Origin of the sequence: Actinomyces sp. Z16 (assembly GCF_003111765.1) — a bacterium.
In the GTDB taxonomy this organism is placed as follows: domain Bacteria; phylum Actinomycetota; class Actinomycetes; order Actinomycetales; family Actinomycetaceae; genus Actinomyces; species Actinomyces glycerinitolerans.
Map to the genome: position 1 here is coordinate 521,872 of NZ_CP027862.1, position 22,229 is coordinate 544,100.

The 22,229-nt window shown below is 68.4% G+C and carries 18 protein-coding genes and 1 CRISPR repeat array; of the genes, 13 read left to right on the forward strand and 5 right to left on the reverse strand.

Annotation, left to right across the window (positions count from 1 at the left end; translation table 11 throughout):
• Nucleotides 1-61 precede the first annotated feature (61 nt).
• Nucleotides 62-1,482: direct repeats of the CRISPR family, unit length 37 nt; unit sequence GTCAGGAAGCACCTCGCACCTTAAGGTGCATTAAGAC.
• A 403-nt stretch (nucleotides 1,483-1,885) separates the two neighbouring features.
• From C3B71_RS02065 to C3B71_RS02075, 3 genes are all read right to left on the reverse strand, one after another.
• Complete coding sequence (locus tag C3B71_RS02065) at nucleotides 1,886-2,545, reverse strand: RES family NAD+ phosphorylase (RefSeq protein ID WP_108965814.1); 660 nt, start codon at nucleotides 2,543-2,545, stop codon at nucleotides 1,886-1,888.
• A gap of 11 nt (nucleotides 2,546-2,556) precedes the next feature.
• The gene (locus C3B71_RS02070) at nucleotides 2,557-2,928 is read right to left on the reverse strand and encodes a hypothetical protein (protein ID WP_073330155.1); all 372 of its coding nucleotides are present in this window, start codon (nucleotides 2,926-2,928) and stop codon (nucleotides 2,557-2,559) included.
• 116 nt (nucleotides 2,929-3,044) lie between these two features.
• Entirely contained in the window at nucleotides 3,045-4,232 is a 1,188-nt protein-coding gene (locus C3B71_RS02075) for a hypothetical protein (RefSeq protein ID WP_108965816.1), read from the reverse strand.
• Nucleotides 4,233-4,616: 384 nt separating this feature from the next.
• Here C3B71_RS02075 and ftsH point away from each other — a divergent pair, with 384 nt between their 5' ends.
• From ftsH to panD, 10 genes are all read left to right on the forward strand, one after another.
• Nucleotides 4,617-6,818 (forward strand): ATP-dependent zinc metalloprotease FtsH, encoded by a 2,202-nt coding sequence (gene ftsH / locus C3B71_RS02080; RefSeq protein WP_108965818.1) that lies wholly within the window; start codon nucleotides 4,617-4,619, stop codon nucleotides 6,816-6,818.
• Nucleotides 6,815-7,387, forward strand: a complete 573-nt coding sequence (folE, locus tag C3B71_RS02085; RefSeq protein WP_073330150.1) for a GTP cyclohydrolase I FolE — start codon at nucleotides 6,815-6,817, stop codon at nucleotides 7,385-7,387. Before ftsH ends, folE begins: the two co-directional genes overlap by 4 nt.
• Before the next feature lie 109 nt (nucleotides 7,388-7,496).
• Nucleotides 7,497-8,378: a dihydropteroate synthase gene (folP, locus tag C3B71_RS02090; RefSeq protein WP_395994450.1), complete on the forward strand. Its 882-nt coding sequence runs from the start codon at nucleotides 7,497-7,499 to the stop codon at nucleotides 8,376-8,378.
• Entirely contained in the window at nucleotides 8,375-10,237 is a 1,863-nt protein-coding gene (folK, locus tag C3B71_RS02095) for a 2-amino-4-hydroxy-6-hydroxymethyldihydropteridine diphosphokinase (RefSeq protein WP_108965820.1), read from the forward strand. The genes folP and folK overlap by 4 nt, the downstream gene beginning before the upstream one ends.
• Nucleotides 10,237-10,722, forward strand: coding sequence for a DUF3180 family protein (locus tag C3B71_RS02100; protein WP_108965822.1), 486 nt, complete (start codon nucleotides 10,237-10,239; stop codon nucleotides 10,720-10,722). The genes folK and C3B71_RS02100 overlap by 1 nt, the downstream gene beginning before the upstream one ends.
• 33 nt (nucleotides 10,723-10,755) lie before the next feature.
• Complete coding sequence (locus tag C3B71_RS02105; protein ID WP_108965824.1) at nucleotides 10,756-11,754, forward strand: Rossmann-like and DUF2520 domain-containing protein; 999 nt, start codon at nucleotides 10,756-10,758, stop codon at nucleotides 11,752-11,754.
• Between the two features lie 171 nt (nucleotides 11,755-11,925).
• A complete protein-coding gene (panC, locus tag C3B71_RS02110) occupies nucleotides 11,926-12,885 on the forward strand; it encodes a pantoate--beta-alanine ligase (protein ID WP_108965826.1) in 960 nt (319 codons plus the stop codon).
• Between the two features lie 262 nt (nucleotides 12,886-13,147).
• A complete protein-coding gene (locus C3B71_RS02115; RefSeq protein WP_108965828.1) occupies nucleotides 13,148-13,669 on the forward strand; it encodes a PH domain-containing protein in 522 nt (173 codons plus the stop codon).
• A complete protein-coding gene (locus C3B71_RS02120; protein ID WP_108965830.1) occupies nucleotides 13,666-15,582 on the forward strand; it encodes a PH domain-containing protein in 1,917 nt (638 codons plus the stop codon). Before C3B71_RS02115 ends, C3B71_RS02120 begins: the two co-directional genes overlap by 4 nt.
• A gap of 132 nt (nucleotides 15,583-15,714) precedes the next feature.
• The gene (panD, locus tag C3B71_RS02125; RefSeq protein WP_108965832.1) at nucleotides 15,715-16,170 is read left to right on the forward strand and encodes an aspartate 1-decarboxylase; all 456 of its coding nucleotides are present in this window, start codon (nucleotides 15,715-15,717) and stop codon (nucleotides 16,168-16,170) included.
• A gap of 315 nt (nucleotides 16,171-16,485) precedes the next feature.
• Here panD and C3B71_RS16305 read toward each other — a convergent pair whose 3' ends face one another.
• On the reverse strand, nucleotides 16,486-17,421 hold the full coding sequence (locus C3B71_RS16305; protein ID WP_234416041.1) for a hypothetical protein: 936 nt from the start codon (nucleotides 17,419-17,421) through the stop codon (nucleotides 16,486-16,488).
• Nucleotides 17,422-17,652: 231 nt separating this feature from the next.
• Here C3B71_RS16305 and C3B71_RS02135 point away from each other — a divergent pair, with 231 nt between their 5' ends.
• A complete protein-coding gene (locus tag C3B71_RS02135; protein WP_073330126.1) occupies nucleotides 17,653-19,323 on the forward strand; it encodes a lysine--tRNA ligase in 1,671 nt (556 codons plus the stop codon).
• Between the two features lie 136 nt (nucleotides 19,324-19,459).
• Here C3B71_RS02135 and C3B71_RS02140 read toward each other — a convergent pair whose 3' ends face one another.
• A complete protein-coding gene (locus C3B71_RS02140) occupies nucleotides 19,460-20,143 on the reverse strand; it encodes an HAD family hydrolase (protein ID WP_159097616.1) in 684 nt (227 codons plus the stop codon).
• Between the two features lie 344 nt (nucleotides 20,144-20,487).
• Here C3B71_RS02140 and C3B71_RS02145 point away from each other — a divergent pair, with 344 nt between their 5' ends.
• Nucleotides 20,488-21,114: a DUF4230 domain-containing protein gene (locus tag C3B71_RS02145; protein WP_108965836.1), complete on the forward strand. Its 627-nt coding sequence runs from the start codon at nucleotides 20,488-20,490 to the stop codon at nucleotides 21,112-21,114.
• 188 nt (nucleotides 21,115-21,302) lie between these two features.
• A complete protein-coding gene (locus C3B71_RS02150; protein WP_108965838.1) occupies nucleotides 21,303-22,181 on the forward strand; it encodes a MurR/RpiR family transcriptional regulator in 879 nt (292 codons plus the stop codon).
• The last annotated feature ends 48 nt before the right edge of the window (nucleotides 22,182-22,229 follow it).

Below are 22,229 nucleotides of genomic sequence, written 5' to 3' on the forward strand. Positions count from 1 at the left end.
CGGGGTCGGTGGCGATCTCGCCTCTGGAAGTGGCGGTATGACGCGGTTTCCAGGGGTAGGGGTCAGGAAGCACCTCGCACCTTAAGGTGCATTAAGACCGGCGACGGTCATGGGGTACCTCTTTCTCGGGTGGTGGTCAGGAAGCACCTCGCACCTTAAGGTGCATTAAGACCGACAGCGACTCGCCACAGGCGACGATGATGACTGCGGTCAGGAAGCACCTCGCACCTTAAGGTGCATTAAGACAGGTCCTTCCGGCGCGAGTCTCATAGCAGAGGAAGGTCAGGAAGCACCTCGCACCTTAAGGTGCATTAAGACCTGAGCGTCGATGGCGCTCCGGGCCGCCAGGCGCTCGTCAGGAAGCACCTCGCACCTTAAGGTGCATTAAGACGCCCCGGAAAGAAATTCGAACCCCTCAGGCATAGGGTCAGGAAGCACCTCGCACCTTAAGGTGCATTAAGACTGTGCGACCGCCGCGTGCCGTGTCCGCCTCAAGCTGGTCAGGAAGCACCTCGCACCTTAAGGTGCATTAAGACCCCAATTCAAGTCCAACCCGTACGTCGGAATGTCGTGTCAGGAAGCACCTCGCACCTTAAGGTGCATTAAGACTGGTAGTCGACCGCGACCAGGTCGCCGGTGTGCATAGTCAGGAAGCACCTCGCACCTTAAGGTGCATTAAGACGTAGCGCCGTCGCTCCGCGTCTCTGCGTTCAACACACGTCAGGAAGCACCTCGCACCTTAAGGTGCATTAAGACTCCACTGGTGGAAGTACCCGGTGATGTACAGCGTGTGTCAGGAAGCACCTCGCACCTTAAGGTGCATTAAGACACATGGTGGGTTCTCCTTTGGCGAGAGCGTTCTTCTTGTCAGGAAGCACCTCGCACCTTAAGGTGCATTAGGACCTCGGCGGTGGTGTCGTAGTGGAGCATGGATTGGTCGTCAGGAAGCACCTCGCACCTTAAGGTGCATTAAGACTTGATCGGCAGTACCTGCATCTCGGAGACCAGTCTGTCGTCAGGAAGCACCTCGCACCTTAAGGTGCATTAAGACTTCTCGGCCTGGTACTGCACGCACCGCGTGGCAGCAGTCAGGAAGCACCTCGCACCTTAAGGTGCATTAAGACAGCCAGTCGATGGGGGTGATGCCGAGCCCGTACCCGTCAGGAAGCACCTCGCACCTTAAGGTGCATTAAGACTCACCATGCAGAAGATGCTGAGGATGTTCATCAGCGTCAGGAAGCACCTCGCACCTTAAGGTGCATTAAGACCGTTCTTATCGGTCTTGGTGCGCATGGTTGGTGTCAGGAAGCACCTCGCACCTTAAGGTGCATTAAGACTGCCGGTGAACTCGGTCGTGGTCATTGGGTTGCTCGTCAGGAGGCACCTCGCACCTTAAGGTGCATTAAGACGGTGAGCAGCGCTGATGAGGTCATGGAGCAGGTCCTGTCAGGAAGCACCTCGCACCTCAAGGTGCATTAAGACGGCTTCGGCGGCATCATCTGCTGAGCATTTCCTGGCTCTTCGTGCGTGGGGCGTGGAGGGTTGCGTGTCGCAGGGTGAGGAACCCGGTGAGCCGTGGCGGTTCATTGCGCCGGAATTGACTGCCGCTATCCCCGGGACCGGAAGCGGGGGCTGTCTACTACGCCACTTCGGGGTTAACAACGCCGGTTAACGTTCTGCTGAAGGGCTCCGAGGTATACAGCAGAGCGTTAAGTAGCGTTGTTAACGTCCAACCGGCGTAGCAGACTGTCTCGGCCTGGCGCGCCAGGAGACTGCGCCTAGAGGCTTGACCGGGTACGTCCACCCGCGTAACAGTTGCAGCCCGAACCGCCGCACCCACAAGCACTACGAGCCGCTCGGACGCTCCGTCCCTGCCGCATGCCGCTCAGTGCGCTACCAACTCGAGCAGAGCACAGGCCTCCCGATAGGCGGCGTCCTGCTTGGTAATCCGGGTCTGACCAGCAGGGTTCCACTGAACGCCGTCGAAGATGGCCCAGCACTCGAAGGGACCGAGCTTCGACATGTACCGAACGCCGCCGTACGCCGGTTCGCCGGACGCCGATGAGGCGAGATACGCCCAACGCGCCAGCAGGCGAGTCACCAGTCGATTGGATCCTCGGACGATGCTGACATCAATGTGTGACACGCCGAGCAGGCTCAGCTCAGGGGCCAGCGCGTCTTCAAGTACCGGCCAGGCGTCGGAACTCTCCACATCGATGAACGGGCTTGGTTCTTCAAGGGTTAGCCGTGCGAGCCGACGCCGTTCACGCCAGTCCCGGGGCACTGATCCAGCAATCATGAGCCCCGGGGTGTCGCGCGCGACAGCGGCCCGTGCCGCCGTGGTCGGTCGGAACGACTGCAGTGTCTCAACGAAGGCGCCCGTAGGAGTGCTGGCCGCATACAGAACGCCGCCTCCGAGGACGTCGAAGCGGTTGCCTGCCCGGGGTAACTCAGAGACGTCGGGCGAAATCTCCGAGAAGTGAAATGGCGAGTCCGCTCGACCGATCCGGTACAGCGGTCCCGTCGGCTTGCATAGCATGGTCATCTACGAAGCCACTACGCCTGGAAGGAGCGAGCGGCGGCGAAGACCTCCTTGAAGCGGTCCTCCGACAGCGCCTCCGCGGGGGAGTCGTTCCCGAGCTCGGGGTTCGAGCCCATAAACCACGCGCGTACGGTGTGTGGTGAGTCCGTGGCCGCCAATTCCAGGTAGATGCGGAACGCTTCCCGCATGCGTCGTTCGTTGGCTTCCCGGGGGTTCGCGGACGTGCCCTTCGTCCAGCGGATGATGGTCTCTGGTGCGACTCCGACGATCAGTGACACCAGGCCGGTGCCGAGGTTGTCGACGAGCGTGTTGGTTACTGTGCGCCAATCCGTCATCGTTGTGCGACGGTGCGCCGTACGTGCTTGGATCAGTGCCGAAGTAGTCATAAAGTCAATGATATGTCGCGCGGATGTCGGCGACAAGACCTGCGGCGCCCGACCGGACATTCGGTCGGGCGCCGCAGAACAGGGCACTATCCAAGGGCTCTACCTATCGGTAGGCATCACCCGTAGAAGACCCAGCTGCGGAACTTCGTCGCTGCGGTCGCATGCGTCGCGGTCGCGGTGGCGTAGTGCCCGGGGTAGTGCCGTTCGAACCAGGCCGAGTAGAACGACGTAGTGTTTGTGCGCTGCTGACCGGTCTGCGCCTGCTGCGCGCCGGACGCATCCCCGGAAATGCCGGGGTTGGCGTCGTCCCCGGACGCGCCGGTGGTCGCACCGTCGGTGGCGGAGGCGGGGGCGCCCGCGCTGCCCGTGCCGGCGGGGGCGGGCTGGCTGTTGTTGACGGTGGTGGAGGTCAACTCCGGGCGGGCGACGAAGGACAGGTCCTCCTTCAGCAAGGGGTTGAGCGCGGTGATGTTCACGCCGGTGCCGGTGCCCGTGGAGTGCAGCAGCATGCCGTCGCCCAGGTAGATGGCGGCGTGGTAGACGTTGCCGAAGTAGGTGGCCTCCTCGCCACTGCGCACCTCGTCGAGGCGTCCCTCCGGGTTCTGCGCGGAGAAGAACAGGATGTCCCCGCGCTCGTAGTTGTCGTTCGTCTCCAGCCACAGGTCGCCGTGGGCGTAGAACCAGCTGGCCAGGTTGTTCGCGCGCCAGATCTTGGAGGTGCTGGGGTCCACCCCGAAGTCGACGGCGTAGCCCACCTGGGTGTTGGTGTCAGCCGTGTAGGTGGTGTGCGTGTAGTCCCAGCCCAGCAGCACCATGCTCACGAAGGTGGAGCACGTGACCCCGTAGGGCGCCGTCGTGGCGCTGTGCACCACGGTGCCGGTCAACGGGGTGGGTCGGCTGGAGTCCCAGACCAGCGTGGCGCCGGCGTCATAGAAGCTCTCGCCGCGGGAGATAAGGTCCTCGACCTGGGCGGAGTTGGAAGCGCGCGTCGGCGCGGTGGGCAGGTCCTGCGGCACCGCCCAGGTCCCATCCGCCAGCGGAACGGCGATGTTGCCCTCAATGCCGTCCGGGAGGGTGCTGGTGACGTTGAAGCGCATGCCGGCGCCGTCGTCGGCGGTCTCATCGCCCGAGGTGTAGACGGTGCCGGACAGGTTGGAGGCGGCCATGAGATCGGCGGTCGTGTCGAACTGCGAGCCTGAGGTACTGGGGGCGGCGAGCGCCGGGGCGGCGGGTAGGGCGACGCCGACGGCCAGTGCGACGGCGGCAGCGGCGGTTCGTATGGTGGCGGATGCACATCGGTGCATGGATTTGATCGACGACAAAGTCAGGGTCTCCTGTGCTCGTGTAGCGGCGGGTGCTGCGATGCGGACCGTGCCCTGGGAGCCAGGGACCGAACCGGCGCAGCTCGGGCGTGTGTGGCGCCGGTCTCAGGGATGAGTCCCGGCGTGCATGTTACCGACACGTTAGATGACGGGACCCGGCCTGCGTCAAATGGATGCGGCCCGCGTCGCCCTTCGACTTGGACACATTGCCAACGCACAGGTTGCCCCCCCCGCGCAGGGAATACGCCGCTTTCCGCACCGCATCCCGCCCACGCCCGGCGCGAACAGGAGGCCGCTGGAGGCGAAACCCAGGCGCGGTTTCCGCTAGCGTCAGAGGGGTTAGACGTGCGAAGGGACCAAACGCCGATGAACGATTCCGGTCAGATCCGCGTGACCGAACGCTCCAGCAAGCCGAGCGGCCGCGGCGGTGACAAGGGAGGCTCCAAGCCGGGGAGCGGACGGCGCCGGGCGGCGCTGGGCAACCCCCTGCTGTGGATCGCTCCCTTCGTCCTACTCATCCTGCTGGGCTGGGCCCTGTTGAGCTCCGCCAGCGGATACCGCTCCATCGACACCTCCGAGGGGCTGGCGATCCTCCAGGACAGTGCCGACACCGTCGAATCCATCACCGTGATCGACGGCACTCAGCGTGTGGAGCTCGACCTCACCGAGGACTACACCAGCCAGGCCAACCGGCAGGGTGAGAGCTCCCAGAACCTGGGGCGCCGGGTCCAGTTCACCTTCACGGAGGCGCAGGCCGGGCAGGTCAACCGGCTCGTCCAGGCCGCCGATCCCTCCGGCGGCTATAACTCGGTCGTCCCCACCACCACCTGGTGGTCCTCCATGCTGCAGCTGCTGCTGCCGATGGTGATCTTCGTGGCCTTCATGTGGTGGTTCATCGGCCGCATGGGTGGCGGCCGCAACGGTGCCATGGGCTTCGGCCGCTCCAAGGCGAAGGTCGGCAGCAAGGAGATGCCCGACGTCACCTTCGACGACGTCGCCGGGGAGGACGAGGCCGTCGAGGAACTCGAGGAGATCCGCGAGTTCCTGTCCGAGCCGGAGAAGTTCCAGGCCGTCGGCGCCAAGATCCCCAAGGGCGTGCTGCTGTACGGCCCCCCCGGCACCGGCAAGACCCTGCTGGCCCGCGCCGTGGCCGGCGAGGCCGGCGTGCCCTTCTTCTCCATGTCCGGTTCGGAGTTCGTGGAGATGTTCGTCGGCGTGGGCGCCTCGCGCGTGCGCGACCTGTTCGACCAGGCCAAGGAGAACGCCCCCGCCATCATCTTCGTAGATGAGATCGACGCCGTCGGCCGCCACCGCGGGTCCGGCATGGGCGGCGGGCACGACGAGCGCGAGCAGACCCTCAACCAGCTACTGGTGGAGATGGACGGCTTCGACGCCACCACCAACGTCATCCTCATCGCGGCCACCAACCGGCCCGACGTGCTCGACCCCGCCCTGCTGCGCCCGGGCCGCTTCGATCGGCAGGTGTCCGTGGAGGCCCCGGACATGGCCGGCCGCGCCGCCATCCTGCGCGTACACGCCAAGGGCAAGCCCATGACCCGCGACGTCGACCTCGACCAGGTGGCCAAGCGCACCCCCGGTTTCACCGGCGCCGACCTGGCCAACGTCCTCAACGAGGCGGCCCTGCTGACGGCCCGCTCCAACGCGCAACTGATCGACAACCGGGCCCTGGACGAGGCCATCGACCGCGTCATCGCCGGCCCGCAGAAGCGCACCCGCGTCATGAACGACCACGAGAAGGCCATCACCGCCTACCACGAGGCCGGCCACGCCCTGTGCGCGGCGGCCAGCGCCTACTCCGACCCGGTCACCAAGGTCACCATCCTGCCGCGCGGCAAGGCCCTGGGCTACACCATGGTCATGCCCGCGGACGACAAGTACTCCACCACCCGCAACGAGCTGCTCGACCAACTGGTCTACGCCATGGGCGGGCGCGCCGCGGAGGAGATCGTCTTCCGCGACCCCACCACGGGCGCCTCCAACGACATTGAGAAGGCCACCGAGACGGCCCGCAAGATGGTCACCGACTACGGCATGACCCGCTCCGTGGGGGCCGTGCGCCTGGGCACCACCGAGAACGAGACGGTGCTGGGCCTGAACGCCACCAGCCGCGACTTCTCCGAGGACGTCGCCGCTACGGTCGACGCCGAGGTGCGCGCCCTCATGGACGCCGCCCACCGCGAGGCCTGGGAGATCCTGGTGCGCAACCGGGACATCCTGGAGGAGCTCGCCACCCAGCTGCTGGAGAAGGAGACCCTGCTGGAGAAGGACCTGGAACGGATCTTCGCCCCCGTGATCAAGCAGCCGCAGCGCCCGCTGTGGCACTCCGACGACGCCTTGGTCCTGACCGACGACGTCTCCGCCACCTTCGCCTCCGCCGCCCAGGCCCCCGATCGCCACACCGCCAAGGCCGCCCGGGCCGCGTCCGAGTCGGTCGACGCCGTCGACACGGCCGGCGGCCCGTCGGAGGGCGTGAGTGGCGAACGGCCGACATACGCCGGCCAGAACCCGGACTCCGACGAGCAGCACGACTCCTGGAGGCAGTGGTGAGCTACGACGCCGACGGCGTGCGCCACGCCATTCGCGAGCTGCTGGTCGCCGTCGGGGAGGACCCCGACCGCGAGGGACTGCGGGGCACTCCCGACCGGATCGCCCGCGCCCTGGCGGAGATGTTCTCCGGCCTGGAGGACGACCCGGCCCGCCACCTGGAGACCGTCTTCGACGCCGACCACCAGGAAATGGTGCTGGTGCGGGACATCCCCCTGTACTCGGTGTGCGAGCACCACCTGCTGCCCTTCCACGGGGTCGCCCACGTCGGCTACATCCCCGGCGAGGACGGGCGCGTCACGGGTCTGAGCAAACTCGCCCGCCTGGTGGAGGGCTACGCCCGCCGCCCGCAGGTGCAGGAGCGCCTCACCTCGCAGATCGCCGACGCCATGGTGGAGCGCCTGGGCGTGCGCGGCGTGATCGTGGTGATCGAGGCCGAGCACCTGTGCATGTCCATGCGCGGCGTGCACAAGCCCGGCGCCAACACCGTCACCAGCGCGGTGCGCGGCGTCATGCACAATGCCGCCACCCGCTCCGAGGCCATGAGCCTGGTACTGGGCCGCCGCGCCTGACCCCGACGCAGCGCCCCGTCGGGACGGGCGTGCCAGGCCAGGCGGGGCCGTGCCGGGGTTGTGTCCGCGAAATCCTGGGGAAACGGGCGGCGTCCGATAGCCTGGGGGCGTGAACGCGATCCCCATCACGGCCCCGGCGCCACTACCGCAGCCGCTCGCGGCCGCCTCCGCCGCCGGTCGGACCCTGGTGATGGGCATCATCAACGTCACCCCGGACTCCTTCTCCGACGGCGGCCGCTGGGATACCACCGGGCTCGCCGTCGCCCACGGCCGTCAGCTGCTGGCCCAGGGCGCCGACATACTCGACATCGGCGGCGAGTCCACCCGCCCCGGTGCCGCTCCGGTGACGGTGGCGCAGGAGCAGGACCGTGTACTGCCGGTCGTCCGTGCGCTCGCCGACGCCGGCGCGGTCGTCTCCGTCGACACCCTGCATGCCGAAACCGCGGACGCCGCCATCGCCGCCGGCGCCCACATCATTAACGACGTCTCCGGCGGGCTCGCCGACCCCGACATGCACCGCGTCGTCGCCGCGGCGGGCGTCGTCTACATCTGCCAGCACTGGCGCGGCACCCCCGAGACCATGGACGCCCTGACCGACTACGGGCCGGACGGCGTCGTCGCCGGGGTGGAGGCGGAACTGCGTTCGCGGCTGGACGAATTGGTCACCGCCGGGGCACGCCCGGAGCAGATCGTGCTTGACCCGGGCCTGGGCTTCGCCAAGACTCACTCACAGTCCTGGCAGTTGCTGGCCGCCACCGGGCAGCTCGTGGCCGACCTGGGGCACCCGGTCCTGATCGGCGCTTCCCGCAAGCGCTTCCTGGCCGCCGCCACCGTCCCCGAGGCCGCCCCCGACCCGCTCGCGCGCGACGCCGTCACCGTAGCCACCACCACCCTGGCCGCCGCCGCCGGCGCCTGGGCCGTCAGAGTCCACGAGGTCCCGGCCAACCGGGACGCCGTCCGCACTGCTTCCCTCTGGAAGGAAAACCGATGAGTACCAACCACGACAACGCCGACAGGATCGTGCTGACGGGTTTGTCCGCCCGCGGCTACCACGGGCTCCTTCCCTTCGAGCGCACCGAGGGGCAGTTGTTCACCGCCGACGTCACCGTCTTCCTGGGGGAGCGCGGCACGGCGGTCGCGGCCGTCACCGACTCGCTCGACGACGCCGTCAACTACGTGGACATCGCCCGGGAGGTGGTCGGCGTCATCGAGGGGGAGCCGGTCGGCCTGCTGGAGACGCTCGCCGAGCGCATCAGCGACGCCGTGCTCGCCCTCCCGCGCGTAAGCGCCGTGGAGGTCACCGTCCACAAGCCCCAGGCGCCCCTGGACGTCGCCTTCGACGACGTGTCCGTGAGCATCGCCCGCGACGCCGACTCCGCCGCCGAGATGACGCCGGCCGCGGAGCCCGGCGCGGCCGCATTCAACGCCGTCCCAACTGCGGCCGCGGCCCCACTGGCGGCGGCCGCCCCCGCCGCGGAGCCCGGCGCAGTCGCCGACGCCGCAGAGCCGGTTGCCGAGTCCAGGCCGGTGGTGGAGCCGCTCGCTCAGCCCCACGTCGAGTCGGCGGCCCAGCCGGCTGAGGTCGGCGCTGCGCAGCCCGCCGTGCCGGCGGAGGCGCCGGTCGCCCCCGAGTTGCCCGACCTCGCCGCCGGGACGCCACTGCCGCCGGTGCCCGCCGCCCCATTTGCCGCGCCGCCGGCCGCACCGGCGGGAGGCCCGCTGTCCGCGGGCCCCGTCGCGCCGTCGGAGCCCGGTGTTGCCCAGCCACCAGCGGTGGCGCCGACCGGCACCCCGGAGGCGCCCGCCGTCGCGCCCGTGCCGGAGGCGGCCGTCGCGCCCGTGCCGCCGCAGCCACCGGTCGACCCGCTCACCGTGCGCCCGCAGGCGCCCGTGCAACTGGTCATCGCCCTGGGCGGCAACGTCGGCGGCGTCGTCCCCTCGCTGCGCACCGCGGTGAACACGCTGCGCCAGACCGACGGCATTACCGTCACCACGGTCGCCCCGCTGGCGCGCACGGCTGCGGTCGTCAGCGACGGTGTGGAGCAGCCCGACTACCTCAACACCGTGGTGCTGGCGACCACCACCCTCTCCCCGCGGGAGGTGCTGGCCGTCTGCCAGGGCCTGGAGGCCGCCGCCGGGCGCGTGCGCACCCGGCCCCAGGGGCCCCGCACCCTCGACGCCGACATCATCACCTACGAGGGCGTCACCTCCACCGACCCCGAACTCACCCTGCCGCACCCGCGCGCCGCGCAACGCGCCTTCGTGCTGGTGCCCTGGGCACAGGCCGACCCCTTCGCCGAGATCGGCGACCAGTCCGTGGCCGCCCTGGCCGAGTCCGCCCCAGACCGCGACGGCGTGCGCTGGCTCGCCCTCGACTGGCTCGACTCCGACCACCTGCCCGCCCTGCCGACCGGGCAGTACGTTGCCCCGCCGGAAGCGGAGCCCGAGCCCGTGGCGCCGGTCGAGCCCGAGGCGGCGGTTGCGCCCGAGAGCGCAGCGCCGGTGGAGCCCGTGGCGCCGGCCGAGCCCGAAGCGGCGCCGTCCGCGGATGCGGACCCGGCAGAGGCCGCACGCGCAGTGCCTGCCGAGCCGGAACAGGCTGCCCAGCAGCAGCCGGTTGTGCCCGCCGCACCGGCGCAGCCGGTCCCCGTCGAGCCCGCCCGGCCCGAGCCGATCGCACCCGCCCAGGCGGAGCCGGTTGTGCCCCCGCAGCCAGACCAGAACCAGCCCGAGCCGCCGGCCGCACCCCGGTTCTCCGGTGACGGTGACGCCGCTGGTGCCGATGCGGGCGAGTGGACGGCCCCGCCGGCCTGGAACGACGTCATCGGCCGCAACGGCCGGGACCTGTGATGCGGCGCACGCGCTGGACGACCGTCCTCGCGTGCTTCGCCGGGCCGGCCGTCCTCGCCTGGGCGGCCTCCGACCTCATGCTGCGCCACCGCGGCTGGGCGGTCTCGTTGACGCCGTGGGGCGCCGCCGTCGCCGTCGCGATCGCCGCGATTGTGCTGCTCGCCGGCCTGGCGGTCCGCCGCCTGCGCGAGCATGAGCCCACCTGGATGACCCCCACCGGCGCCGCCCTGACCGCAGCCGCCGCACAGGCGTCGTCCCGGGTCGGGGCGGTGGTTGGCGGAGTGTACGGCGGCGGGCTCGTCGTCGCGCTGATGCACCTGAACTCCCCGGCCATGACCGCCCTGGCCTGGTCGGCCGCCGCCTGCCTGGCCGCGTGCGTGCTGTGGATCGGCGTCGGCCTGATCGTCGAGCACTGGTGCGCCATCGGCGAGGACGACGATGATGACCTGCACACCGGCTCCTCCCCGAGCGGCAGCGCCGCCTAGGCCCGCCCCGGCGCGCCGTGAGAGCATCGCGTCATGCCCACGACCCCTGCCACGCCCGCCGACCCCGAACCGACCCCGAACCCGCCGACCCGGCCGCCGCGGCCCGGCAGGCTGGGAGTCGGCATCATCAGCGCCGGGCGGGTCGGCGCCGTACTCGGTTCCGCGCTGCGCTCGGTCGACCACCAAATCATCGGCGTGCACGCCGTCTCCGAGGCCTCACGCGAACGCGCCGAACTGCTGCTGCCCGGCGTGCCCCTGCTGGAGGTGGAGGACATCGTCGAGCGGGCCGAACTCGTGCTGCTCGCCGTCCCTGATGACGCCCTGGCCGGCCTCGTCCAGGGGCTGGCCGACCTGAAGCGGTGGCAGCCCGGCCAACTGGTGGTTCACACCTCCGGCGCCTACGGCACCGCGGTGCTCGAGCCCGCCCGCCGCTGCGGCGCCATCCCGCTCGCCATCCACCCGGCCATGACCTTCGGCGGTTTCTCCACCGACGTCGCCCGCCTGGTCGGCTGCCCCATGGCCGTGACCGCCCCCGCCGCGGTGCTGCCGATCGGGCAGGCACTCGCCGTCGAACTGGGCGGGGAGCCCTTCGTACTGCCGGAGCAGTCCCGCCCCGCCTACCATGCGGCCCTCGCCCACGGCGCCAACCACCTGGTCACGCTGGTCAACCAGGCCGTGCGCATCCTGGCCGCCGCCGGCGTCGAGGACGGGGCCGCCACCCTCACCCCACTGCTGTCCACCGCGCTCGACCGCGCCCTGCGGGAGGGTGAAGCCGGACTGACCGGACCCGTGGCGCGCGGCGACGCCGGCACGGTGCGTACCCACCTGGAGGCGCTGGGCGCGCTGCGCGACGCGAATGGTCGACCGCTGGACGACGTCGTCGCCACCTACCGGGTGCTGGCGGAGGCGACGTTGCAGCGCCGCGAGGCCACCGGGGCACTCGGGGAGCAGCAGGTGCGCGCCCTGCGCGAAGCCCTCGCGGCCCCTCCGGCAGAACCCGGCAGGGACTCCAACACCAGTCCCGCCGACTAACCCGCCCCGGCCCGCCGCGTCGTCCTCGTTGAGGTCGGCAGAACTTGCATATCGCGCTCGGTTGAAGCGGCCTCAGCCGCGCGCTCCTGGCGCCGGGCGTTCCCGGTCGTTATTCGGCCAACCGGCGAACCTGGTGACTGCGCTCGGAGCGGATCATCTAGCGTTGGTTCCATGACCGCCTCAACCTCCCCGGACACTCCCGCCCGCACCGCCCTGGCCCGCACCCGCGAAGAACTCGCCTCCGCCCTGGCCGGCGACGACGCCCCCCGCGCCGTCGTCATGACCATGGGTGCCCTCCACCAGGGCCACTTCGATCTCGTGCGCGAGGCCGCCCGCCACGTCGGGGCCGACGGCACCGTCGTCGTCACCATCTTCGTCAACCCGCTGCAGTTCGCGCCCGGGGAGGACCTGGACGCCTACCCGCGCACCCTGGAGGCGGACCTGGACGGCCTGGCCGCCGTCCTGACAGGTGCGGACGGCGCGCTCGCGGTGGGGCGACTGGTGGTCTTCGCCCCCACCCCCGAGGTCATGTACCCCTACGGCGACCCGCAGGTGCGCATCGACCCCGGTCCGCTGGCAACCGTCCTGGAGGGCCGCACCCGCCCGACCCACTTCGCCGGCGTGTGCCAGGTGGTGCTGTCCCTGATGCACCTGACCGCGCCGCGCTGGGCCATGTTCGGCCGCAAGGACGCCCAGCAGCTCGCCGTCGTCAAGGCCATGGTGCGCGACCTGGCGGTACCGGTTGAGATCGTGCCCGTCGACATCCGCCGCGAGACCGACGGCCTGGCCATGAGCTCACGCAACGCCTACCTGTCCGACGCCGAACGCGGGCACGCGCTCGCTTTGTCGCGGGCGCTGGAGGCCGGGCGTGCTGCCGCCCGTACCGGCGCCGACGCCGCCGCGGTGCGTGCGGCCGCCCAGCAGGTGCTCGACGCCGAGGCGGGCGTGGAGGCCGACTACGTCGCCGTCGTCGACCCGGATTCCTTCGTCGACCTGGCCGGGGCCGGGCTCGGCCTGGAACCGCAGGACGGGGCGGCGGACGGTGCGCGGTCGTCCCAGGGGCTGCTCGCCGTCGCCGCCCGCGTCGGCAGCACCCGGCTTATCGACAACACGCTGATCGACCTTCCCTGAGGCGGAACCGAGCGCGGCAGGGCCGGGCACCGACCGGGGCGCGAGGACGCTCCGGGATGAGTGGCGTCGGCGTGGCGCGGACATCGAGCCCCGAGCCCGCGCCGAAACGGAGTACCGCCGGTACAGGACCGGCAGCCGAAAGTGCAGGCACCCGAGCCCGCGCCGAAACGGACTGCCGGGTTCCGCAGGGCTCCTACCGCAGGAGGATGCGTGCGCCGGGGGCGCCTGCGATGCTCGCCGCGAACGACCTTCAGGAGCCGCCATGATCCCCTCCGTCCCACCGTCCGAGGTCACGCCGCTCGCGGCCGATCCCTTCGCCCCCGTCGGCGTCGAATTCCGTCCCGTCTCCCCACGCCTGATCGCCGCCCGGCTCGTGCCCAACCTGATCCTCGATGGCGTGTGTCTGCTCGGCCTGATGATCGCGGGCATGCTGGCCAGCCGTTGGTTCTATGCCGGCGCGGCGGTGGTTGCCGTCGGCATGGTGTGGGAGTTGTGGATCATCCCGCGACAGGTGCGGGCCATGGGGTACGCCATGGCGGACGACCACCTGCTGTGGCGCAAGGGCATTATGTTCCGCAGAATCAGCGTGATTCCCTACGGACGCATGCAGTTCGTGGACACCTCCCAGGGGCCGTTGGGGCGGCACCTGGGCATCGCGGAGGTGAAGCTGCATACGGCGTCGGCCTCCACGGACGCGACCATTAACGGACTGCCCGTTGCCGAGGCCGAGAGCCTCCGTCGGGTCCTGTCCGAACGCGGCGAGCAGAGGATGGCCGGACTATGAGCACGCATCCGGCCACATCCGGCGACCCCGGCGCGCCACGGGCAGCCACCGTCCCGCCCGGGCCCGGCGATCGGCGTCGGCGCGATGACCTGAACCCGACCACCCAGGAACGCGGTATCACCCTCCCACCCGACGCCAAGTGGTCCCGGGTGCACCCCATTACCCCGCTTCTAGAAGGGTGGAAGGGCATCACCGCCGTACTGGCCATCCTGGTCTGGCAGAACGTTGAGTACGTGGGCGACGCCTATTCAGCGCTACAAGAGGTACAGGCGCGTGTATCGCCGCGGCTGATTCTGGGGGCGGCACTGGCTGTCCTCGGTGTGGTCGTGGTGATCGGCCTGGGCTTGTGGCTGTCATGGCGGATGCGCGCATTCGCCGTCGACCGCGACGCCGTCTACCTGCGCACGGGGGTTCTCAACCGCCAGTTGCGCACCGCGCGCCTGCCGCGCATCCAGTCCGTTGACATCGTCCACCCGCTGCTCGGCCGCATCTTCGGCCTGGGCCGGCTGAGGGTGGAGGTGGCCGGTGGCAGCGATTCGCACGTACTGATCGGATTCCTGCGGACGGGCGAGCTGGAGGAGCTGCGCGATCGGATCCTGTCGCTGGCGGCCGGAGCCCAGCTGTACGGCGAGGGTGAGGCGGTGGAGCCGAATGCGACTGCGGGCCCGGGGATGGAGCGGCTTGGCGAGGTCGGCGAACCGTATGGGGATGCGGTGCCGCGCAGTCGCCTCGTTGACCCCGACGGGGCGGCGGGGCCGGGTTCGGCGGAGCGCGGGATGCGTGCCTCCGGGGAGCCGGGGCGCGTACCCGGGGAAGCGCCCGCCGTTGGCGGGGAACAACGCGAGGGAGCCGCGGCGGGCCGGTCGGTGCCCCGCGGATTCGAGGACGCCGCGGCCGCGCAGCCGATCCCAGAGGAGCGTCTATCCGCCGTCGAGCACTACCTGTATGAGGTGGACACCCGCATCCTGATCGGTTCCATGCTCCGCTCCGGAACGACCCTGGCCGCCGCCGCGGTGTCGATCGACTTCCTGGTGCTGTTGGCTGTGTGGCTGAGAATCGGGGCCTTCCAGGACGACAGGGCGCTGGCGGTGTTCGTCAGCGTGTTGCCCATGCTGACCATACCGTTCGGTCTGGGGGCCTATGCGTGGAGCCGCTTCGACAAGGGGTGGCGCTTCCGTGCCGCGGCCACGCCTGCGGGGATTCGCACGCGCTTCGGGCTGACTGCGGAGACTTCCTCCACGCTTCCTCCCGGCAGGGTCCACGGCGTGCAGGTAGAACAGGGCGTGCTGTGGCGCCGGCGCGACTGGTGGCGAGTCGAGGTGAGCGTGGCCGGGCGCGATACCGCGGAGGCCAAGTCCTCCGGGGCGGTGGAGAACACCGGTGCGAACGTGCTGCTGCCGGTGGGGCGGCGGGAGACGGCTCTGTGGGCGCTGTGGCTGGTGGTGCCCGACCTAGGCGTGGCCGATCCCGACGCCTTCCTGGAATCTGCCCTGACCGGGCAGGACCAGGACGGTGTGGGCGACGAGCGACTCGCGGTAGAGGACCCGGGACGCGGCTTCATCCGTATCAGTCCCCGCGGACGTCTGTTCTCACCGCTGGCGTGGCGGCGCGAAGCGATTGCGCTGACCTACACCTGCGTGGTGCTGCGGCTCGGCCGGTGGCGGCGGCGCATTAGCGTGATCCCCTATGAGCGGATCCAGTCGCTGCGGCTGGTGCAGGGGCCCTGCGCGCGGCGGCGTGGCCTGGCTGCGCTGCATCTGGACATGGTGGATGCGGAGATAGGCCGCTCCTTGAGCAACCTGGACCTGAACGATGCCGCCGCCATTGAACGCGTCATCTCCGAGCGGGCGCTGCGGCGCCGCCAGCAGGAGCGTCTGGACCGCTGGCTCGCCCGCGCCACCGAGGTCGGTTGATATGACCGCCGAGGTCGGTTGAAGCTGTCACGGACGACGGGCGCTGTGTCCAGGGCCCGTCGTCCTCGTCACGCTGTCTTCTCTGTCACGACACTGCGGCGGTCGATCCCGGGGCGTCTACGCTTATATGCGATGAGCACTCGCACTCGGACGATGATGACGTCCAAGATCCACCGCGCCACCGTGACGCAGGCCGACCTCGACTACGTCGGCTCCATCACCGTGGACGCGGATCTGCTCGAAGCAGCCGATCTGCTGCCCGGCGAGCGGGTGGACATCTGCGACTGCACCAACGGCAACCGCCTGTCCACCTACGTCATCCCCGGCGAGCGTGGCGCGGGCGAGATCTGCATCAACGGCGCCGCCGCTCACCTGGTGGACCCGGGCGACATCGTCATTCTCATCGGCTACTCCCAACTGAGCGATGACGAGGCGCGCACCTACCTGCCGCACGTGGTGTTCGTGGACGCGGACAACCGCATCGTCGAACGCGGCACCGAGCCCGGGCAGGTTCCCGCGGACTCCGACGTGGCCCGGATGCAGGGACTGCGGTCCTCCGGCCTGCCGCTCGCTGCGGTGCGCGGCTGAACTGCGCAGTGTCCACGGTTGGGCAAGTTGAGCCGATGCCCCAGCCTCGCTTCCCGACGACAACTAACGGTGCATACGGCGCCGAATCTCCCGTCGAGTGCCACGGCTGATCTTGTGGCTGCGGAGCATAAAGCGAAGGGCAGCTTTGCGTCTGAGCGAGCGCGGTGTTGCACGCAACGGCTAATCTCCTACGCCGGGTGGGAGCTGGCGCAATGGTGGAATAGCAACGAAAAACTCCAATTGGTCGGTGGACCGCGCGGTTGTCTGACCACCCTCCAGTGTGCAGCGGAGGTCTCGCTGCACACTGGAAGCTCATCACGCTTGTGCGGCCTTGCGAAGATTCCGCATGATTCCGGGGTTTTCTGGGAGAGCCAGTCGGCTCGAGTGTGCAACGCCGAGGAATGCCCGCGCAACGACGCTCCGAATGTGGTCCTCTCCGGCTGCCACATCCTGTCCGGTGAGGCGGACGGCAACGTAACCGCCCGCGAGCGCCTCCTGGTCGCGCCGGCGATCTTGCGTGAACTGTTCGTTGGATGAATGGAACTCCCAGCCATCCGTCTCAACGATGAGCCAGTTCTGCACCAGCATGTCGACCTCGCCGACGCCCTCAATGGTTACGCCTGTTTCGACGGCTAAGCCGATATGCCGCAATGCGAGCCGAGTGCGAGTTTCCAGAGGTGAGCGGGAGGCGGGGTCTGTGAGCATCAGGCGCTGTCGCCCTTTTGCTGCGTATCGTCCAGTCAACAGTTCCGAGATCTCCTCCGTCGAAGTGTCGCCGCGGTTGAGGGCCGCGTCCGCGACGCATATGGCATCGAGTTCGTCGAGGCACACCAGGCAGCAGGCGACTATCTCCGCCGGGGACACAACTGGGAAATCGTCCACTGTCAGCGGTGTGATCTGGGTCTTGCGATGCAGCGTTACGGTATCCAGATCCCGGTAAGTGCTGGGCCGCATGCTGTGGTTTCTTGGAACCGCCAGGTGTAGGGATTCAGGCTTGTTCCACATGGGGTAGCCGAGTACCTCGGCGGCGCTCGCGCAGGTCAGGTGCGCTCGAAACTGTCTGCACTTGACAATGCGTGGATCTGTTCCCGGGATCGCAAGGAATCGCGGTATGGGGCGGTAGAGCAGCTCGGCGGCGAGGGCGGCTTCGATGATGCGCTTATCCTCCGCACCGCGAACGACCTCATCGTCATACGCCGCACCGTGCAGTGCCGTGACGCGTTCCAGCAATAGCTCGACTTCGAGGTCCATGAAGGAATAATGGCCTTGCACCCGTCGACTCGTGTAGCCCCGGTCGCCTGCCTGTGGATAACTCGCGCACGGAGTGGTCTGCCGCTGCTACCTGTGGATGCCCCTGAGGATAGGTCGGTGGATGTTCGGGACGGGCTCGGGAACGTTCTGGGGTCGGGCCCGGTCAACGCTGGTGGAGATGACGTCCGGCCGGATATGAGCCCTGTACGGCCAGCGGTTACACTCGCGCGCGTGAGTGAAGCCCTCGACAACCAGCAGACTTCCGCGCCGCAGGCCGCCGAGCCGGGCGCATCTCGGCCCGAACCCCGGCAGGCCGCTCCATCGTCGGGCGACCAGTTCCGGATCAGGTCCGATAAGCGCGACCGCCTGCGCGAGGAGGGTTGGGAGCCGTACCCGGTTTCCGTGCCGCTGACCACCACGATCTCCGCCGTGCGTGAGCGCTACGGCCACCTCCAGGCCGGCGAGGAGACAAGCGATGTCGTCGGCGTCGCGGGACGCGTCGTGTTCCTGCGCAACACCGGCCGTCTTTGCTTCGTCACCCTGCAGGACGGCGCAGGCGAGACTCTCCAGGCGATGCTGTCGGCCAAGTCGCTGCCGGGCGCGGGTCACTCGAGCCTCGCCGCCTTCAAGACCGACGTTGACCTCGGCGATCACCTGTTCGTCCACGGGCACGTAGGTGCCTCCCGGCGCGGGGAGTTGTCCGTCTTCGCGGAGCCGGAGTTGCGCGCGGACGCCGACCCCGCCGCCCTGGCCGAACTTGGTGACGACGCCATCGCGACCCCGGCCTGGCGCATCGCCTCCAAGGCGCTGCGGCCTCTGCCCAAGACTTGGACCAATGAGGCCGGAGAGGCGGTGACCCTCTCGGAGGAGCAACGGGTGCGCCGTCGGGAGCTGGACCTGCTCACGCGCCCGGCCGCCCGCGACATGGTGCGCACCCGGGCCGCCGTGGTGCGCAGCCTGCGGGAGAACTTCTACGGGCGCGACTACGTCGAACTGGAGACGCCGGTGCTGCAGGCGATTCACGGCGGCGCCGCCGCACGGCCGTTCATCACGCACATGAACGCACTGGACATGGACCTGTACCTGCGCATCGCCACGGAGATCTACCTCAAGCGTGCCGTCGTAGGCGGCGTCGACCGGGTGTTCGAGATCGGCCGGGTTTTCCGCAACGAGGGCATGGACTCCTCCCACTCCCCGGAGTTCGCGGTCCTGGAGGCCTACGAGGCCTACTCCGACTACAACGGCATGGCCGAGCTGACCCAGAACCTGGTGCAGCAGGCGGCCCGCGACGCCTTCGACCTGAGCGAGGGCGAGGAGATCGTGCGCCTGGCCGACGGCACCGAGTACGACCTGTCCGGCCAGTGGCGCCGACTCGACCTGTACACCTCCGTATCCGAGGCGGTGGGGGAGGAGATCACCGTCGCCACCCCGCGCGAGCAGCTGGTCCGGATCGCGGAGCGGCTCGGCCTGGAGGTCGACGACTACGCCGTGGCTGGCAAGATCGTGGAGGACATCTTCGAGGAGACGGTCGGCAACGACCTGTGGGAGCCGACCTTCGTCTACGACTTCCCCGAGGACACCTCCCCGCTGACCCGCTACCACCGCTCCCGCCCGGGGCTCACCGAGAAGTGGGACCTGTACATTCGCGGCACCGAGACCGCCACCGCCTACTCCGAGCTGGCCGACCCGGTCGTCCAGCGCGAGCGCTTCGAGGCGCAGGCGCTGGCCGCAGCCAAGGGCGACCCCGAGGCCATGGTCTTGGACGAGGACTTCTTGGTGGCCATGGAGCAGGGCTTCCCGCCCTGCGGCGGCATGGGCATGGGGGTGGACCGGCTGCTCATGGCCCTGACCGGTCAGGGCATCCGCGAGACCATCACCTTCCCCCTGGTGCGGCGCGGCTGAGTTGGCCGGGCAGGTCTAGTCGGCCCGCCCGACGACGACGGCGAAACGCGCCTCCCCCGGTTCGGTCACGCCGCGCCTAGGGGCCTAGCAGCAGCCGGTCAGGTCATGCCCGGGAGCGGGGTCACTTCTGTCGGCGTTACCGGTCAAGGAGCGCTGGCAGTTCACTCAGTGATTTGACGCAGGGCTGGAAATGGCCGGTGTCGAACCGGTCCAGGTGGAATGCCTGCCAGCCGGCGGCGCGTGCACCGAGCACGTCGACTTCGACGTCGTCGCCGATGTATGTGAGTTCCGCACTCGGTGCGTTCAACACCTCGGCTGCCCGGTCGAATGCCTCCCGGTGAGGTTTTGCGGCTCCCAAGGAGTCGGAGGTGAGCACGCAGGAGAAGAACTTGCGGACGCCGATCCGCTCAAGTTTCAGGTCTTGCTGCCGAGCATCGCCGTTACTGAGCACCGCGAGCTTGAAGCCGCGGTCGCGCAGCTCCTCCAAACACGGCGGTGCGTCAGGGTAGGCCCGCCAGGCGCGTTCGTACTCTGCCAGGTAGGAATCGAAGAGCTGGTCCAGTTGCGCTTCGCCGCCGACGGTCTTCCCCAGTGCTTTGAGCAGGTCCGCCATGCGTAGGCGTCGCTGCTCGGTGAAACTCAGCTCCCCTTCTCGCCATGCCGTGAAGTGCTTCCGTTCTGCTCGAATCCAGGTGTTGTGCAGCGACGGCGTGGGCTCGGCCCCTATCAGGCGAAGATAACTGTCCAGGCCTGCGTCTGCCGCCGCCCTGTGGTCCATGAGCGTCCCGTCGATGTCAAAGACAATAACTGTGCCGGTCATAGGGCGATCCTCCGATTGAGCCGTGGCGGATTTCGGTGCGTGTGCGGCACACATACTTGTAGGTATCGAAGTCAGTTGGTGAGATCGCCAGGCCAGTTTCTCTGCGACGCCGGAGCCCTCGTCCCGCGGACGGGAGTGTTTCGGCGAGTCGTCCGTGTGCGGCGGCTTTGGCTTGCTCGGGGGCAGTGTGGTCGCGGATCCTCCATTGTGTGCCTACCAAGTTGTATGTCACAGTTAAACTTTCGGGTTGCATGGACTGGAGGATGGGGTGAGCATTCGGGTTGGAGGCGGCGCCTCTAGCCCGGTTCCCCACCGGGCCCGGTCTTGTCGTTCAGGAGTTGTCAATGAAGAAGCGCATCGTGAAGGGCGTGCTGTCTCTGGTTGCGGGCATCGCCGTGATAGGCGCCGCCTTTGGCGGCCTCGCCTGGGCAGGGGTGCTCGGGGTGGGTAAGCCGACCATGGATTCGACGACGATTGCCGCATCGTTCGAAGATATCGCCGAACTGGCCACGGAGGAGTACAACTTCACCAACGTCGGTAAGTACTCCGAGAGCGGCAACAAGATACTGGCCTGGGATGTTCCGCTCACCGGTGGCTCCTTCCTCATCACCTACAACGGTACGGTCAAGGCCGGCATCGCCGACTTCTCCGCCGTCAGTATCGAGATCGATGACCAGAGCAAGTTCGTTGAACTCAACGCTCCCGCCGTTGAGATTCTGTCCTCTACGATCGATCCGGCGATCGTGCACACCTACGATCAGTCCTTCAGCCTCGTCAACCAGCTGGATGTTGATGATGTCACGACCTTCCTGGCTGCGGAGGAGGCCAATGTCCAGCAGGTGGCCATCGACGGCGGCGTGCTGGACAAGGCCAGGATACGAGCCGAGGAGCTGCTCACCTCACATGTTGAGAGTATGCTCGCCGGAACGGACCGAAGCGACTACACGGTCAGTGTCGAGTGGTCCGAGTGATTCTGGTGAAGGGCCGGTGAGCAATGGCTGATCGTCCGTGTGCGACTCGGGTTTGTTCGGCTTCGCTATGGCGGCGTCATCTCCATGGTCTCTCGCTGTGCACGGGGCGTGCGTGGGGTCTGGAGTACGGTTTCCTGCTGGATTGATGGCTATTCTCCCACTCGGGGTGCGCAGGACGGGAGGAAGGTGTGCTGACGGTAGATCGTCCCGAATACGGGGATCACTTCTCGCTCAAGCACTTCAGCCTGCTCAACGCGCTGCTTGGCGCCTTCAATGCGTCCGAGGTGGGTTCGCCCGGCTATGTGTTGTCCAAATACCTGCTGGAGCACTTCGATGACCTGCCCCGTCTGAACGTTTACGAGGTCGCCGAGGAGTGCGCCATCTCGCGGTCGAGCATCCGCCGCTTCTGCCAGGCGATCGGCTTCGAGACCTTCACGGGGGTCAAGGCGGCCGCCTATGAATGGCAGCTGCACTGGCGGTACTTCGTCGACTACGCGAACGAGCCTGGATTCGATGCCAACCTGTCGGCTCACATCATCCGCATGCTCTCTGAAATTCGTGACGTCGCCGCCTCCCGGAGTGTGCGGGAGTTCGTGGAGGATCTACACCGGGCGCGCGAGGTGGCGTGTCTTGCCTCCGACTTCTCATCCATGAGTGTGCGGGAGTTCCAGCAGGCGATGCTCTACGGCGGCAAGCTTCTGCACGTCCTGACCGAGGGCTCCGGGGATCCCGTGGTGTTGGACGGCCTATGCCGGGAGGACCTCGTCGTGGTCGTGTCGGTGACGGGCAACTACGCCAAGGCCGCTTCTAAACAACTGCGAACGTTACGTGCACGCACCGTTGTACTGACCACCAACCGCTCGGCGGAGCTGCACCGCTTATTCGACCGGGTCATCTACCTCAGTCGCGAGGATCTCCAAGGACGCAGAAGCGTGTACTCAAAGTACGGGGTGAGTGTGTTCTTCGATCTGGTCTACAGCCAGTACACGCGACGCTATCTCGCCTCGGAGCCGGTTCGGCGCTCGCTCGAACCCGGTTGGCATCCCGATGACGGTGTGCTGGACTGATCGCTTCGACGCTTGGGTTCAGAATATGAACCCCGTGGCCGGGCGGGC

Bases quoted from the DNA above. Each gene is read 5' to 3' on its own strand.
- C3B71_RS16305 (WP_234416041.1), bottom strand. From the start codon at position 17,421: ATGGACCTCGAAGTCGAGCTATTGCTGGAACGCGTCACGGCACTGCAC.
- C3B71_RS02115 (WP_108965828.1), top strand. From the start codon at position 13,148: ATGATCCCCTCCGTCCCACCGTCCGAGGTCACGCCGCTCGCGGCCGAT.
- ftsH (WP_108965818.1), top strand. From the start codon at position 4,617: ATGAACGATTCCGGTCAGATCCGCGTGACCGAACGCTCCAGCAAGCCG.
- C3B71_RS02100 (WP_108965822.1), top strand. From the start codon at position 10,237: ATGCGGCGCACGCGCTGGACGACCGTCCTCGCGTGCTTCGCCGGGCCG.
- C3B71_RS02145 (WP_108965836.1), top strand. From the start codon at position 20,488: ATGAAGAAGCGCATCGTGAAGGGCGTGCTGTCTCTGGTTGCGGGCATC.
- C3B71_RS02105 (WP_108965824.1), top strand. From the start codon at position 10,756: ATGCCCACGACCCCTGCCACGCCCGCCGACCCCGAACCGACCCCGAAC.
- C3B71_RS02120 (WP_108965830.1), top strand. From the start codon at position 13,666: ATGAGCACGCATCCGGCCACATCCGGCGACCCCGGCGCGCCACGGGCA.
- C3B71_RS02070 (WP_073330155.1), bottom strand. From the start codon at position 2,928: ATGACTACTTCGGCACTGATCCAAGCACGTACGGCGCACCGTCGCACA.
- C3B71_RS02140 (WP_159097616.1), bottom strand. From the start codon at position 20,143: ATGACCGGCACAGTTATTGTCTTTGACATCGACGGGACGCTCATGGAC.
- C3B71_RS02065 (WP_108965814.1), bottom strand. From the start codon at position 2,545: ATGACCATGCTATGCAAGCCGACGGGACCGCTGTACCGGATCGGTCGA.
- C3B71_RS02075 (WP_108965816.1), bottom strand. From the start codon at position 4,232: ATGCACCGATGTGCATCCGCCACCATACGAACCGCCGCTGCCGCCGTC.
- folK (WP_108965820.1), top strand. From the start codon at position 8,375: ATGAGTACCAACCACGACAACGCCGACAGGATCGTGCTGACGGGTTTG.
- panD (WP_108965832.1), top strand. From the start codon at position 15,715: ATGAGCACTCGCACTCGGACGATGATGACGTCCAAGATCCACCGCGCC.
- panC (WP_108965826.1), top strand. From the start codon at position 11,926: ATGACCGCCTCAACCTCCCCGGACACTCCCGCCCGCACCGCCCTGGCC.